We start from the raw sequence: 13,445 nt of genomic DNA on the forward strand, positions 1-13,445 counted from the left end.
CCCATGACCGACAACGACTCGCGCGAACAGATGATGAACCTGTCCGCGTGCACCCTGCCCACCGTCGAGCGCCCGACCCGGCTGGCCGAGTTCGACGACTTCTTCGCCCGCTCGGTGAGCGCTGCGGCCCGCCCCGCCCCGACCCGGCTCGAGCTCCGGCTGATCGCGGGCGGGGACGCCGAACCGGTCGGGCGGGATCTGGCCGCGCGGGAGTCGACGTGCTGCTCGTTCTTCACCTTCACCTTCACACCCGACACCGAAGGCGCGCTCGTGATGGGCATCGAGGTCCCCACCGCCCACCTCGATGTCCTCGACGCCCTCGACGGCCGCGCACGGGCCGCCGTCGCGGGAGCGGGTAGGTGACCGGGTTGCGCAGCGGGGAGCTTGCCGCGGCGGCGGGGGTGAACTTGCAGACGCTGCGTTACTACGAGCGTCGGGGCCTGCTGGCCGAGCCGGAACGATCCCCGGGCGGGCACCGCCAGTATCCGGAGCAGGCGGTGACGGTGCTGCGGGTGATCAAAGCCGCCCAACGCCTCGGGTTCACCCTCGACGAGGTCGCCGACCTGCTCGAGGGCACCCGCTACGGACACCGACGTCCCGATGCCGGGCTGCGGGCCCGCGCGACCGCGAAACTCGCCGAAGTCGACGCCGAACTGGCCGAGTTGACCGCGGTGCGCGACACGCTGCGCGCGGCGCTGGCCGCTGGCTGTGAGGACCTGATCGAGTGCAGCGAAAGCCCGTGCTGCCCGGTCCCGTTCGACCCGGCCGAGAGCCATCGGCGCACCGGAATCGACATCGAGGTCGTGCGAGGTGATCGCCGTGGCCGCTGACACCACCGAGACCGGGCGCCGCTGGTGGGTCTCGATCGGGCTCGGCGCGGTCCTGTGCGTGGGATGCTGCCTGATCCCGATTCTGGCCGCAGCTGGGATCATGGGCGGCGGCGCCCTGCTGGTCAGCGTGTCCTGGCTGGAACCGGTCGGGTTCGGGCTGCTCGCGCTCGGCGCAGCCGGGCTGGTGTGGTCCCGGATACGCTCACGCCGACGCGGCTGCGCCGCCACCGCAGACGGCTACGCAGGCGGGTGCGGGGAATCCGGATGCGGCTGCACCCCACCACGACGGCAGCCGACAAGAGCCCGGTCGGTCCGGTTTCCTAGGCTGACCGGGTCATGACCGTCACGCGGTCGAACCTGTTGTTCGGCGATCGCGTCGCGCTTTTCATGCCAAGGCCACCACTGCCACGATCCGTGCCGACCTCATCGAAGTCCCTGCACGACTGGCATACTCTGGCCGACAACAGATTTGACGAGTTTGTCTTTGAGTAGCCGATTGTCGGACATTCGAGAAGGTCGCCGGTCAGCGTCGTTCAAGCGGTTCGGCCACTTCTGAGCGGTGTGGTCGAGGTGTTCGCGTAGGGGTGGTCGAGTGCTACCGCGGTGTGTCGACGCCCCGAGCCCACCGTCCGGTTGGGGCGACCCAGCTGGCCACCGTCGATGTTGCGTCCCGGCGGGTAAAAATTGTTCTAGTTCCGATCTTTTGCAGACGTGATACTGGATCGTGTCTGTGACCCAAGGGGACTAGCTGATCGAGACCCGGAATGGGTTGCAGGGTCTGGCGAACGGGGGCCTGGCCGATTCAATCCGAGATGGATTTCCACTAGAGGAGGAACGATGAGGAATGTTCGTCAGCCTTTGCTGCCGATCATGATGGCGGTGGCGGGACTTCTTGCCGGAGCGTCGGTGTCGCCACCTGCAGCAGAGGCAGCGGTTCGGGCAGAGTGCGTGCCTGGCGAGGCGAACTCATGTTTTTGGAGCGGCGCCAATTTCACCGGTACCTTTGAAGGTATTACGAGTACCCCTGGTGAGTGCAATAAGTTCTTAACCATTCCCTCGGCGGGATCGGTGAGCAATGTCAGCGACAGGTACACGCTGTTCGTCCACGAGAACCCCGACTGCACCGGCCGGCAACCCTACTTGCTCCCCGGCACCTCCAGCGGGGATGTGGGATTCCTGATCCAGTCCTTCCACCTGACGTACTTCCCGTAGTCGCTCTGACTGAGATCCCGGGCTCCAACACCCGGAATCCCGAAAGCCGAGATGAACGGCATCTATGGCGCGTGTACGAGCCCGGCATTCTTGGTCGCCGACAGCGCGGCCGTGGCGCGCGCCGCCGGCGAGGATCGCAAGTCTGTCGATCCAGTGGCGTCACCGCGGTAGTGCTGTCTATCCCCGGCGACCGCCTTGGCCGTGCTCGAGATCGGCGACCGGGTTCCGCAAGTGGCGCGGCGCCGAACAGTTGCTTCAGAAGGCCCGCGAATTCACCGCACAGGGCGTGACGATCACCCTGCTGGCCGGGAGGAGGCGGTTGCCGAGGCGGTGTTGGATGTTATCCTCAACGGCCCCAATGCCTCTGAACCTGCAAGAGCAGCGTATCAGCATCCATGAGCGCGAAGGCAACGGAATGAGAGCTCCGCGAGAGAAACCTGACGACGCGGCGCTCCGAGCCGGCTTCGAGCGTGAACTCACGTCCGCGCTGGCTGGAGAAGGGGTCAGTATCCACTCCTACCTGGACTTTCGAACCTTCGAAGCCTTGGCTGCGGTCTCCGGCCGGCACCCGAACCCTCCCTCTGAGCTGATTGAAGCCGCGCACGCGGCTTTCGCTGCACAGCTCGACGGATCCACCGCGAAGGCCGAACAAGAGAAACTGCCATGGTTCGCCCGCGAGGGCGATGACACAACCCCGCGTTGACACGGTCAATCCTGGGTGGCGCGGCCCGCGCTGTGCGCCCACCTCTCCTCGTTGACAGCAGTCGGCGGACCTGTCCCCGCTACTACAGAGTGCGGTACTGACCGGTAGTTTTCAGGACCGCCCTCAAGCTTTGTCGAGGTTCTTGGCAATAGCGTTGGCATCATGCCGAAACGACTGTGCACGGTCCGTGCCGATCAGGTCGCGGGCGAGGGGCAGTTGGGTGTGCCGAATCGCCGACAGGTCCCTGAACGCACCGGCACCGCCGTATCGTGTGCACACTATTCACCGAAGTCCTTGGTTTAGTCTCGAAAGTCCTTCTGTCGCAAGAGGACATGATCGACCAAGGCGCTTCGACCAAGATCAACCAGGGTCCGTCCTCAGCGCAGGCGACGACCCCGCAGCTCGAGACTCGAGCTAGGCGGCGGAGTCGTCCAGCGGTGGGTTCAACGAGGGCAACGGGAGCAGGCAGATTGCGTGGGCTTCCTCGGGCGGCAGGCCGAACATGCGTAGTAGGTCCTCGGTCACCTGGTCGGCGGCCTCGGCATCGTCACGTTCGGGATGGTCGTGCAGCAGTCGCCCGAGGCACAAGGCCGCGCCCGCGACGATGGTCATCGACAGTTCCGGGTCGCGAATGTCGAAGCGTCCGGCTTCGGCTGCCGCCTCGATGTCGCGGCGCGCGCGGGGTGCGAGTCCTCGGTCCGAATTCGCGAGGCGGAGTCCGTCGTTGAGCAGGACCTTGCTGAGGGTTGGGTGCAGGCGATGCAGGCGGCCGGTGAGGCGGAAGCTTTGCGCGAAGACCTCGGCCGTATCATCGATGTCCGCGCACAGCAGGTCGAGCATTGCGCCGTGGCGGTCGAGCGCCTCTTCGACGGCGGCTTGGAACAGCTCCTCGCGGCTGGCGAAATGGTTGTAGAACGACCCCATGCCGACGTCGGCGGCCTGGGTGATCTCGAGGATCGGCACGTTGATCCTGCCCTCGGCCAGCAGTGATTGCGCCGCGCCGACCAGCGCGGCGCGGGTGCGGGCCTTGCGGCGTTCCAGGCGGTTGGGTTCGGAGCCGTTGTGTGCGGTCATCGATGCGTCTCTCCTGCTGTGCAGATCCGCCATCTTAGCCGTTTGAGTCAATGTTGACGGAATCGTCAGACATTATTGACTGACGTCGCTCTCGTAAGTGACGATATCGTCAGTGGATGGAAGGGAGTGGTCGATGAGCGGCCATCACGATGTGCACAGCGATCTGCACAGCGAACAGGGGGCGCGCGCGGGCGAACATCCGGGTCGGGCGAGCAATCCCGTGGTCAAGGTGCTGGATCTGGCCTGGCTGGAGTTCGAGAAGCCCGACCTGGATCGGGCGGAGGCGTTCGCCCACGCCTTCGGCTTCGCCACCGCGCTGCGAACGGCCGACGAGTTACAGTTGCGCGGCACCGATCCGGGCGCGCCCTGCGTGCTCATCCGGCGCGGCGGTCGCTCACGTTTCATCGGTCCGGCCTTCCGGGCCGCCGATTCCGCCGATCTGCTGCGGCTCGCCGCCGCGACCGACACACGACCCGTGCCGCTGCCGGAGTCGGTGGGCGGACTGACCGTCGACCTCGAAGATCCGAGCCGCCTGCGGGTGCGGGTGGTCGCCGAGACCCATGAACTCGAGGCGTTGCCTACGCAACGGTCCCACCTGTTCAACTTCGGGCACGAGGTGGTCCGGGTCAATGCCACCCAGCGGCCGCCGCGGGCGCCCGCACGCGTGCGGCGGCTCGGACATGTGGTGGTCCAGACGACGAAATACCGCGAGACCCTCGACTGGTATCTGCGAAATCTGGGGCTGATCGTCAGCGATTTCCTCTACTACCCGGGCCAGCGTGAGCGCGGACCGGTCATGAGTTTCATTCGCTGCGACCGGGGTTCGGTGCCGACCGATCACCACACGCTCGCGCTGACACTCGGCCCGTCCAACCGATACGTGCATTCCGCGTATCAGGTCGCCGATCTGGACGCGCTCGCGGCCGGTGGGGAATACCTGCGCGAGCGGGGCTATCACCGATCGTGGGGAATCGGGCGCCATATCCAGGGCAGTCAGATCTTCGACTACTGGCGCGATCCTGATGGGTTCATGGTCGAGCATTTCAGCGACGGCGACATGTTCGACCACACGCTGGAGCCGGGCTGGGCGCCGATGAGCGCTTCGGGTCTGGCGCAGTGGGGTCCGCCCGCGACCAAGGATTTCCTCGGCATCAAGCCCGGCGCCGACTCGCTGCGTGAACTGCGCGCGATCACCGAGGCCCTGCGTGAAGACAACGAATTCGATCTTCGCCGCCTGCGCGGCCTGTTGAAAGTGGCCAATTCATGAGCACATCCGTACTCCGCACCGCCGACGCCTGGTGGGTGCGGACCCCCGCGGGCGCGGCCCGCGTCGACACCGCGGCGACCACCACGCGGGAACTGCTGGCCGATCGCGACGCGATCGCCGCGGCCGCCGTCGACGCGGAAGTCGTCGCGGTGGAAAGCCTTTCGCTGATCTCACCGGTGACCGCACCGTGCCGGGTGGTGGCGCAGATGACCAACTTCGCCTCGCATGTGAAGGATTCGGGCATGGACCCCGAGACGGTGCCGCTGACCTTCTTCCGCAAGGCATCCGGATCGATCAGCGGACCTTACGACGACATCATCCGGCCCGCGCATGTGCGACTGCTCGACTACGAAGTGGAGATCGGCCTCGTCTTCGGCCGCGATATGCCGGTCGGCTCGGAGATCACGGCGGACAACCTCGCCGACTACATCGCGGGCATGGTCGTCACCAACGATGTGTCCGCCCGCGATGTCCAGTTGCCGAAGACCCAGTTCTACGAGGCGAAGTCGTATCCCACTTTCACCCCGGTCGGACCGGCGCTGGTGCTGCTGGACGCCGATGAGCTCGAGCGGTTCGGCGATCTGCGGCTGCGGCTGTGGGTCAACGGTCAAGCGCGCCAGGACATGACGGTGGCGGACATGATCTACCGGCCCGTCGAGACCCTGGCGGCGCTGACCCGATTCCAGCGGATGGACGCCGGGGACCTGCTGCTCACCGGCACCCCGGTCGGCACCGCGATCAGTGCGCCGCACAAGGCCGTGGAGATCATCGGCTCGCTGCTGCCGCCGAAGGTCAAGTGGAAACTGTTCTTCCAGGGACAGGCCAAGAATCCGAAGTATCTGAAGGACGGGGACGTGGTCGAGGCCGCGATCGGCACCGACGACAGCGCCATCGACCTGGGCCGCCAGCGCACGGTCGTGAGGTACGCGCGTTGACCGACCACACGACCCTTGATGTCACGGCCGAGGAACTGCTGTGGCCCCGATACGCCGACCCGAGCGACCTGGCCGACATCGAAGCGGTGCCCCTCGCGCAGCGCGGTCTGCCCGAATCGACCTACGCCCTGCTCGTGCGAGCGGCGACAAGCCGGCCCGAACGCACCGCGCTCACCGTGTTACCGGAGGCATCGCGCTGGCGAGAATCCGCGCAGCGCAGCTACTCCCAACTGCTGGCCGATGTCCACCGGTACGCGAACCTGCTGCACGCGCTTGGCGTGCGCCGCGGCGACGCGGTCGCGCTCATCGCCCCCAATTGCGCCGAGCTCGTCCCCGCGACCCTGGCCGCGCAGCTCGCGGGTATCGCCGCGCCGATCAACGGCGGACTCGCACCCGGCCACGTCGCCGAACTGCTGCGCCGCTCGGGCGCCCGGGTCCTGATCACCGCCGGTCCCGAACTCGCGCCCGACACATGGACCGCCGCACGGGAACTGGCCGCGCGCGGTCTCGTCGACGCCCTGCTGGTGCTGCGTCCGACCAAGGCTACGGAGCCGCCGCCGGAACTGCCCGCGATCGCGGACGTCGTGATCGGCTATCTGGATGCCGTGGCCGCCGTGCAGGATTCGACCCGCTTCCTGGGCCAACCGCCGACGGCGTCGGATCTGGCGGCGTTGTTCCACACCGGCGGGACGACCGGTGTGCCGAAGCTGGCCGCGCACCGTCACTCCGGCGAGGTCGCCAACGCGTGGATGATCGCCGCCAACTCCATGCTCGACGAGGAGTCGGTGATCTTCGCGGCACTGCCGCTGTTCCACGTCAACGCGCTGGTAGTGACTCTGCTCGCGCCGCTGTTTCGTGGCCAGTCGGTGGTGTGGGCCGGTCCGCTCGGATACCGGGACTTCGCGTTGTACGGGCAATTCTGGAATATCGTGGCGCACTATCGGATTGCCGCGATGAGCGCGGTGCCGACGGTATACGCGGTGCTGGCTCAATGCCCGATCGACGCCGACATCTCGAGCCTGCGCTACGCGATGGTCGGCGCCTCGCCCCTCCCGCTCGCGGTGCGGGAGAACTTCCAGCAGCACACCGGGGTCACCCTGGTCGAGGGCTACGGCCTCACCGAGGCCACCTGCGCGACCGCACGCAGCTTCCCCGACGTTCCCAGGCCCGGCGCGGTGGGCCAGCGCATGCCCTACCAGCAGGTCGCGGTCGTCCGCACGGGCGAAGACGGGCCGTGGGAGCGACTGCCCGCGGGAGAGACCGGCGTGCTGGCCATCAGCGGCCCCACGGTTTTCGCCGGATACGTCACCGGCCGTGACGAACACGGCCACCGCCTCGACTGGCTGGGCACCGTGGTCGAGGGTTGGCTCAGCACGGGCGATCTGGCCCACATCGACGACGAGGGATTCGTTCATTTGCACGGTCGCGCGAAGGATCTCATCATCCGCGGCGGCCACAACATCGATCCCGCGGGCATCGAGGACGCCTTGCTGAGCCACCCGCAGGTCAGTGCGGCCGGAGCGGTCGGGCGACCGGACGTGCACGCCGGTGAAGTCCCGGTCGCGTATGTCGCGCTGACCGGCGGTGCCGATGTCACCGAGGACGACCTGGTGGCCTGGGCCGCCCAACGGGTGCACGAACGCGCCGCCGCGCCCAAGACGGTCACCATCCTCGACACGCTGCCCGTCACCGATGTCGGCAAACCGTACAAGCTGGGGCTGCGCGCGGACGCCACCCGCCGCGAACTCCTCGACGCGCTGGCCATCGTCTCCGGCGTCGCCGCTGTCACCGCCGCCGTCGAGGACGGCGCGATCGCCGCCATTGTCACGCTCGACTCCGACTCCGACTCCGACCCCGACGCCGACCGCGACGAGGTCGAGGCGATCCTCGGCCGCTATGCGATCGACTGGAGAATCGAGGTGCGGCGATGACAACCGCGTCGAAGGTGCTCGGAGGTGTGTTTGCGGCCGAATTCCTTTCCCTGGGTGCGGCCGAGGTCGCGGCGATGCGTGAGCGCGCGGCGCATCTCGGGTACTCCACCGCCGCCTATCGCGGAATCGGCGCGGGCGAGATCCTCGCGGCCGGTGGGGTGCTCCTGGGATCGGTCCGTCCCGTGATCGGCCGGACGGCCGGTGCGGCCGCCTGCCACCTCCGGAATGGTGACGGCGCAACCGAAATCGCGCCCGCGACCGGTGCGGCTCTGGTCACCGCGGCCTATGTGGCCATGTCGACGAGTGAATCCCGATGAGATCGTCGACAGTTCCGGTCGTGATCGTCGGCGCGGGCCCGGTCGGGCTCACCGCGGCCACACTGCTCGCGCAGTACGGCGTCGAGTCGCTGGTGCTGGAACGCTGGGAGGGCGTCTACCCGCAGCCGCGCGCGGTTCACCTCGACGGTGAGATCCGGCGCATCATCGAACGCCTCGGCATCGGTGCGGGTTTCGATGCGATATCGCGGCCCGCGCTTGGGCTTCGACTGGTCGATCCGAACCACCGGGTGCTGGCGCAGTTCGATCGAGATACGAACGGCGGGCGAAACGGGTTCCCGGAGGCGAACCTGTTCGACCAGCCGGAGCTCGAGGAGCTGCTGCGCACCAATCTGCGCCTCTATCCGGCGACCACCCTGCGCGGCAGCGCGGAAGTCATCGCGGTCACGGCAGAAACCGATGGTGTCCGAGTGGATTTCAACGACCGCGCCACCGGGCTCGCCGAATCGATTCGGGCGGAATATGTCCTGGGGTGCGATGGCGCGAACAGTTCGGTGCGCACCGCGATCGGCGCACACATGCGGGATCTGCGATTCGAGCAGCGCTGGCTGGTCGTCGACATCGCGACGACGGCCGACCTGGGCCACTGGGAAGGCGTGCACCAGCTCTGTGATCCGGCCCGCGCGGCAACCTACATGCGGATCGGGAAGACCCGGCATCGGTGGGAATTCCGATTGCGTCCGACCGAATCCGCTGCGGACTATCGCGACTTCGTTCGACTGCGTCCGTTGCTCGCGCCATGGCTCGGCGAAGCCGACTGTGAGCGAATGGAATTGGTGCGGGTCGCGGAATACACCTTTCGAGCCCAGCTGGCGGATCGGTGGCGCAGCGGACGGGTATTCCTGCTCGGTGACGCCGCCCACCTCACGCCACCGTTCATCGGGCAAGGCATGGGCGCGGGGCTGCGCGATGCCGCGAATCTGAGCTGGAAGCTGGCCGGCGTGCTGCGCGGCGAACTGCCGACGAGCGTGCTCGACACCTATGAAATCGAGCGAAAGCCCCACGCGCGGGCGATGATCCGGTTGGCCGAACTCACCGGCCGCATCATGACCGAAGGCGGCGAACTCGGCAACCGGCTGCGCGGCCTCATCGCGCCACGCCTGCACCTGATCCCGGGCATAACCCGCATGATCACCAGCGGTGAATCACCGCCCTTGCGCCGCTCCTCGTTGGTGCGGGCATCGCCGATCCGCCGAGGTCCAGCCGGGCGGCTGCTCCCCAACGACCGGCTGGCCGACGGGCAGCGCACCGACGACATGATCGTCGGCCGCTACGCCATCGTCACCACCGACGATCCGTCACCGACCGACCTGGCCACCGCCGATCAACGCGGGGGTGTCGTGCTGCGCGCTCAGCCGCGGACGGAGCTGTATCGCTGGTTGCGCCGACGCCGCGCGGTGGCACTGCTGGTTCGTCCCGACGGCACCGTGCAGAGCAGCCAAGCAAATCTGTCCGACCTGTGCGCGTCACTACCCCGATTCACGCCGGGCATCCGACAACCGCAGGCGCACTGAAGGTCGTGCCCGGTCCGGGACATGTCATGCCGGGCCACTATCGGCCTGACGCCTCGATCAGTAGGGGGCCTCGCGACTCCGCGGCGCGGAGAACGTAACTACCGCTCACCACGCAGGGCACGCGGCGCATCAATCGGGTGAGCCTGGCCGTGTCGGCCGCGATCCAGGCGCATTTCAAGCGGGTCCGGGATGACGGTCGGCCCTTTTCAATGGCTGCCTTGCAGCCGGCATTCCCTCCGCATATAATGTGATTTTCGTCACATTATATGGCTTCCGCTGCGCGCGGGCCGGTCCATCCGAAATACGAGACAGCAGGATCGAGGAGAACAGCCATGTCAGGTTTGGTACGAAAGAGTTTCGATTCCCCGGAGGAGACGCGCACATTCGAGGCGGGCAAGGGCAAACTCGATCTCGTCAACCTCGAGGGCGGCGCGGTCGGCCGGGCGGTGTTCGAGCCCGGCTGGCGGTGGTCGGAACACGTCAAGCCGATCGCGCACACCGACAGCTGCCAGGCTTCGCATATGGGCTACTGCGTCTCGGGGCATATGGCGGTCGTCATGGAGGACGGCGAGAAACTGGAATTCGGACCCGGCGACTTCATGATCGCCCCACCCGGCCACGACGCCTGGACGGTCGGAGACGAGCCCTTCGTCATGATCGACTGGCAGGGAGTTGCCGACTACGCCAAGCGTTGAACCGATCGCGCCGCCGAGGTTTCCAGGATGTGACCGACAGCGTATGAGCTGACGCTGTCCCCACGCACATCGACAGGGCGTTGCGCCGAGCCCGAGCCGACCGTGGACCGAAATCCTCTGTCGTGCGGATCTTCTCGTGCAACCTTCGGGTCGAGTACTCACCGGCGGTCCCGCCGGTGAGCGTTCGAGCATGCCTTCGTCGAGACGTTCGACCCCGTGCCCGGCCGTGCGGGCGATGCGCGCACCGCGTCGGGGGCCATCACGCAGAACGCCCCGCGACAGTAGGACCACGATGTCGCGGTCGGCGGGCAATTCGGCGAGGCGGTCGGCGAGTTCGGCGACCGGGATATCTGCGCCTCCGCGCGTAGATGATTGCCGCACCGAGGACAACGGGACCACAGAGATACCTCGAGGGCGACGCCGCCGCCGTGCCCTCGCACGCCGGAAAGCGAATCCCGCCGCAGGCCGGCTCAATGGAAAAGAAACCGAAAACGGACGAAAACGGACCGCGGGACTCATTGTCACGGGGTCGTGGCTGAGGGTTACTGGGTACAGCGCCGCGTCACGACAAGATCGTGTGCGGAGCAACCTCTTTCACCTCGCGTCACATTTGGGAGGCGGCGAAATGCCCACTATTACTTCGCTTTCACCGGTTTCCGGTCCACCGTCCGGGGGCAACAGTGTGGTTATCACCGGCACCGGGTTCAGTGGTGTCGGCCCTTTGAGCGTGCGTTTCGGCACCGCGGGAACCGCATTCACCATCGACTCCGATACTCGGATCAGGGCCGTCGCGCCCAGTGGAGCGGGCACGGTGCAGGTTACGGTCACCGCGGTGCTGGACGGCACGAGCAACACACTGCCCTATACCTATGCTGTTCCTTCGGCTCCGGTCCTGACCTCGCTCGATCCCGATTTCGGCCCGACCACCGGTGGCACCGTTGTCACCCTCACCGGCGCCGGATTCGGCGGCGCCACCGCGGTGTCCTTCGGCGCCGCCGCCGCGCCGTTCACCGTCGATTTCGACAACCGGATAACCGCCGTCGCACCCGCGGCGGCCGAAGGTCCCGTCGACGTCACCGTCACCACCCCGATCGGCACCAGCAATCCGGTGACCTTCGTATACGTCGCTTTCCCTGCCGTCACGGCGGTCACCCCGACCGCGATCCCGGAATCCGGCGGCGCCGTCGTCACCGTCACCGGCACGGGACTCTGCGACACCGACGAGGTGTCTTTCGATGACATCCCGGCGACCTCGTTCACTGTCGTCTCCGATACCCAGGTCACCGCCGTGACACCCGCATTGGTCGGCAACTCGGCAGTTCGCGGGATCTGTATCAGGATCTGCATAAACAAGAAGATTTTCGGAAGGTGGTTCAGGTTCTGTTTCGTATTGTGCGGGTATATCTCGGTGTACAAGTCCGGCGTGCATTTGTTCACGATCGACCCGAGTTCGGGTCCGACCGCGGGCGGCAACTCCGTGGTCCTCACCGGTGTGGGATTCACCGGCGCCACCGGGGTGTTCTTCGGCGCCACCCCCGCACCGGGCTTCACGGTGGTCTCCGACACCCAGATCACCGCCGTCGTGCCCGCCGCCGCAGCAGGACCAGTGCTCGTCACCGTCCAAACACCTACCGGGACAACCGAACCGGTGATCTACACCTATGTCGCCGCCCCGGCCCTCACCACGGTCACCCCGGACTCCGGCCCGGCAACCGGCGGCACCACCGTGCTCCTGACCGGCACCGGATTCGGCACCGCCGACGAAGTGCTCTTCGGCTCCACTCCAGCCCCGTCGTTCACCATCGATTCCGACAGCCAGATCACCGCTGTGACACCCCCGAACGCCGCCGGAACGGTGAACCTCACCGTGACCAACCCCGGAGGCACCAGCAACGCCATACCCTTCACCTACATACCGTGATGGGATAGCCGATCGCCGGATTCGGCCTGGAGGGCGGTGCCGAGTTCATCGACGGTGGCTCCGCCGCCATTCCGCACCGTGGGTCACGCCGCGGTGCGGAATGCGGTGGGGCTCATGCCTTTGTGACGTTTGAAGGCGGCGCTGAAGCCGAAAGCGTCTGCGTAGCCCACGGTTCTGGCTATCCGCGCGACGGTCAGATCCGTGTCGAGGAGCAGGGCGGCGGCTTCGTCCATGCGGATCTCGGTGAGATAGGTCAGGGGCGGGCGGCCCATCACGGCGGTGAAGCGTTTGGCGAACAACGCCCGTGACACGCCGGCCCGCTCGGCCAGGGCGGCGACGGTCCAGGCGCGGGTCGGGCGGCTGTGAATCGCTTCCAGTCCGAGGGCGACCACGGGATCGGACAGCCCCTGGAACCATTCGGGGGCGTCCGCACCCGCTCGGGTGAACCAGGCTCGCAGAGTGCACACCAGGCCCCAGTCCAACAGACGGTCGAGCATGGCCTGCGAACCGGCGCTGCGGGTGGCGGCCTCGCTTGCCGCGGCCTCCAGCCAGGCGCACGTCTCGTCTTGCTCCGCGCTGACCACGGCCACCGTGGGCAGCGCGCGCAGCAGTCGCTCGTGGCGATGGCCGGAGGCGCGGTAGGCGGCGATGATCAGGGTGGTGGTGGCCAGCGCCGACTCCTCCTCCCAGTCGATTTCGCCCGCTTCTGCGTCGACACAATCGGATTCGTCCACGAAACAGGCGATCTCGTATTCGGCGGGCACTCGGCCGGGGGAATCGGGCCGATCGACCAGCTCGAAGGGCGCCGGACCGCGCACGATCGCCGTGTCACCCGCGCGCAGCGGACGTTCGGCGCCGTCGGCGAGTACCAGCGTGCCATCACCGCGCAGCACCGTGACCATGGTCAACGGCGCGCGGTCGACGAATCGGATCGTCCACGGCGCTTTCAGCACCGCCTGCCCGACCATCGCACCTTCCGCGCGAATGCCGCCGAGCACATAACTCAAAGGGTCCACGCCAACCACCGT

General features: G+C 67.2%; 14 protein-coding genes and 1 pseudogene. 12 read left to right on the top strand and 3 right to left on the bottom strand.

Going from position 1 to position 13,445, the window contains the following annotated elements:
- From APZ21_RS34885 to APZ21_RS35235, 5 genes are all read left to right on the top strand, one after another.
- Positions 1-363, top strand: a 363-nt coding sequence (locus APZ21_RS34885) for a hypothetical protein (RefSeq protein WP_338048724.1), incomplete at its 5' end; no start/stop codon positions are given.
- Positions 360-830, top strand: coding sequence for a MerR family transcriptional regulator (locus APZ21_RS24595; protein ID WP_054815651.1), 471 nt, complete (start codon positions 360-362; stop codon positions 828-830). The genes APZ21_RS34885 and APZ21_RS24595, both read left to right, overlap by 4 nt.
- The gene (locus APZ21_RS34380; RefSeq protein WP_156371314.1) at positions 820-1,170 is read left to right on the top strand and encodes a hypothetical protein; all 351 of its coding nucleotides are present in this window, start codon (positions 820-822) and stop codon (positions 1,168-1,170) included. Before APZ21_RS24595 ends, APZ21_RS34380 begins: the two co-directional genes overlap by 11 nt.
- Positions 1,171-1,667: 497 nt before the next feature.
- Positions 1,668-2,042, top strand: a complete 375-nt coding sequence (locus APZ21_RS34385) for a hypothetical protein (RefSeq protein ID WP_156371315.1) — start codon at positions 1,668-1,670, stop codon at positions 2,040-2,042.
- A 358-nt stretch (positions 2,043-2,400) separates the two neighbouring features.
- Positions 2,401-2,745 (top strand): hypothetical protein, encoded by a 345-nt coding sequence (locus tag APZ21_RS35235; protein WP_204249149.1) that lies wholly within the window; start codon positions 2,401-2,403, stop codon positions 2,743-2,745.
- 414 nt (positions 2,746-3,159) lie between these two features.
- Here the strand turns inward: APZ21_RS35235 and APZ21_RS24600 are convergent, their stop codons facing one another.
- Positions 3,160-3,819, bottom strand: coding sequence for a TetR/AcrR family transcriptional regulator (locus tag APZ21_RS24600; RefSeq protein WP_054815723.1), 660 nt, complete (start codon positions 3,817-3,819; stop codon positions 3,160-3,162).
- 133 nt (positions 3,820-3,952) lie between these two features.
- Here APZ21_RS24600 and APZ21_RS24605 point away from each other — a divergent pair, with 133 nt between their 5' ends.
- The 6 genes from APZ21_RS24605 (at position 3,953) to APZ21_RS24630 (ending at position 10,496) form a co-directional block, all read left to right on the top strand.
- On the top strand, positions 3,953-5,086 hold the full coding sequence (locus APZ21_RS24605) for a VOC family protein (protein WP_054815652.1): 1,134 nt from the start codon (positions 3,953-3,955) through the stop codon (positions 5,084-5,086).
- On the top strand, positions 5,083-6,021 hold the full coding sequence (locus tag APZ21_RS24610; RefSeq protein ID WP_054815653.1) for a fumarylacetoacetate hydrolase family protein: 939 nt from the start codon (positions 5,083-5,085) through the stop codon (positions 6,019-6,021). The genes APZ21_RS24605 and APZ21_RS24610 overlap by 4 nt, the downstream gene beginning before the upstream one ends.
- Positions 6,018-7,952: an acyl-CoA synthetase gene (locus tag APZ21_RS24615; RefSeq protein WP_054815654.1), complete on the top strand. Its 1,935-nt coding sequence runs from the start codon at positions 6,018-6,020 to the stop codon at positions 7,950-7,952. The genes APZ21_RS24610 and APZ21_RS24615 overlap by 4 nt, the downstream gene beginning before the upstream one ends.
- A complete protein-coding gene (locus APZ21_RS24620; protein WP_054815655.1) occupies positions 7,949-8,269 on the top strand; it encodes a DoxX family protein in 321 nt (106 codons plus the stop codon). The genes APZ21_RS24615 and APZ21_RS24620 overlap by 4 nt, the downstream gene beginning before the upstream one ends.
- On the top strand, positions 8,266-9,801 hold the full coding sequence (gene mhpA / locus APZ21_RS24625; RefSeq protein WP_054815656.1) for a bifunctional 3-(3-hydroxy-phenyl)propionate/3-hydroxycinnamic acid hydroxylase MhpA: 1,536 nt from the start codon (positions 8,266-8,268) through the stop codon (positions 9,799-9,801). Before APZ21_RS24620 ends, mhpA begins: the two co-directional genes overlap by 4 nt.
- A 332-nt stretch (positions 9,802-10,133) precedes the next feature.
- A complete protein-coding gene (locus APZ21_RS24630) occupies positions 10,134-10,496 on the top strand; it encodes a cupin domain-containing protein (protein WP_054815657.1) in 363 nt (120 codons plus the stop codon).
- 159 nt (positions 10,497-10,655) lie between these two features.
- Here APZ21_RS24630 and APZ21_RS33310 read toward each other — a convergent pair.
- Positions 10,656-10,850 (bottom strand): annotated as a pseudogene (locus tag APZ21_RS33310) (rhodanese-like domain-containing protein); the annotation flags it as partial.
- Positions 10,851-11,121: 271 nt separating this feature from the next.
- On the opposite strand from APZ21_RS33310, the gene APZ21_RS24635 reads away from it, so the two are divergent.
- Positions 11,122-12,417 carry an IPT/TIG domain-containing protein gene (locus tag APZ21_RS24635; RefSeq protein WP_082393436.1) on the top strand — a complete coding sequence of 432 codons (1,296 nt, stop codon included), beginning with the start codon at positions 11,122-11,124 and terminating at the stop codon, positions 12,415-12,417.
- Between the two features lie 83 nt (positions 12,418-12,500).
- On the opposite strand, the gene APZ21_RS24640 is transcribed toward APZ21_RS24635, so the two are convergent.
- Positions 12,501-13,433, bottom strand: a complete 933-nt coding sequence (locus APZ21_RS24640) for an AraC family transcriptional regulator (protein ID WP_204249150.1) — start codon at positions 13,431-13,433, stop codon at positions 12,501-12,503.
- Positions 13,434-13,445 lie beyond the last annotated feature (12 nt).

Origin of the sequence: Nocardia arizonensis (genome assembly GCF_001310275.1) — a bacterium.
In the GTDB taxonomy this organism is placed as follows: domain Bacteria; phylum Actinomycetota; class Actinomycetes; order Mycobacteriales; family Mycobacteriaceae; genus Nocardia; species Nocardia arizonensis.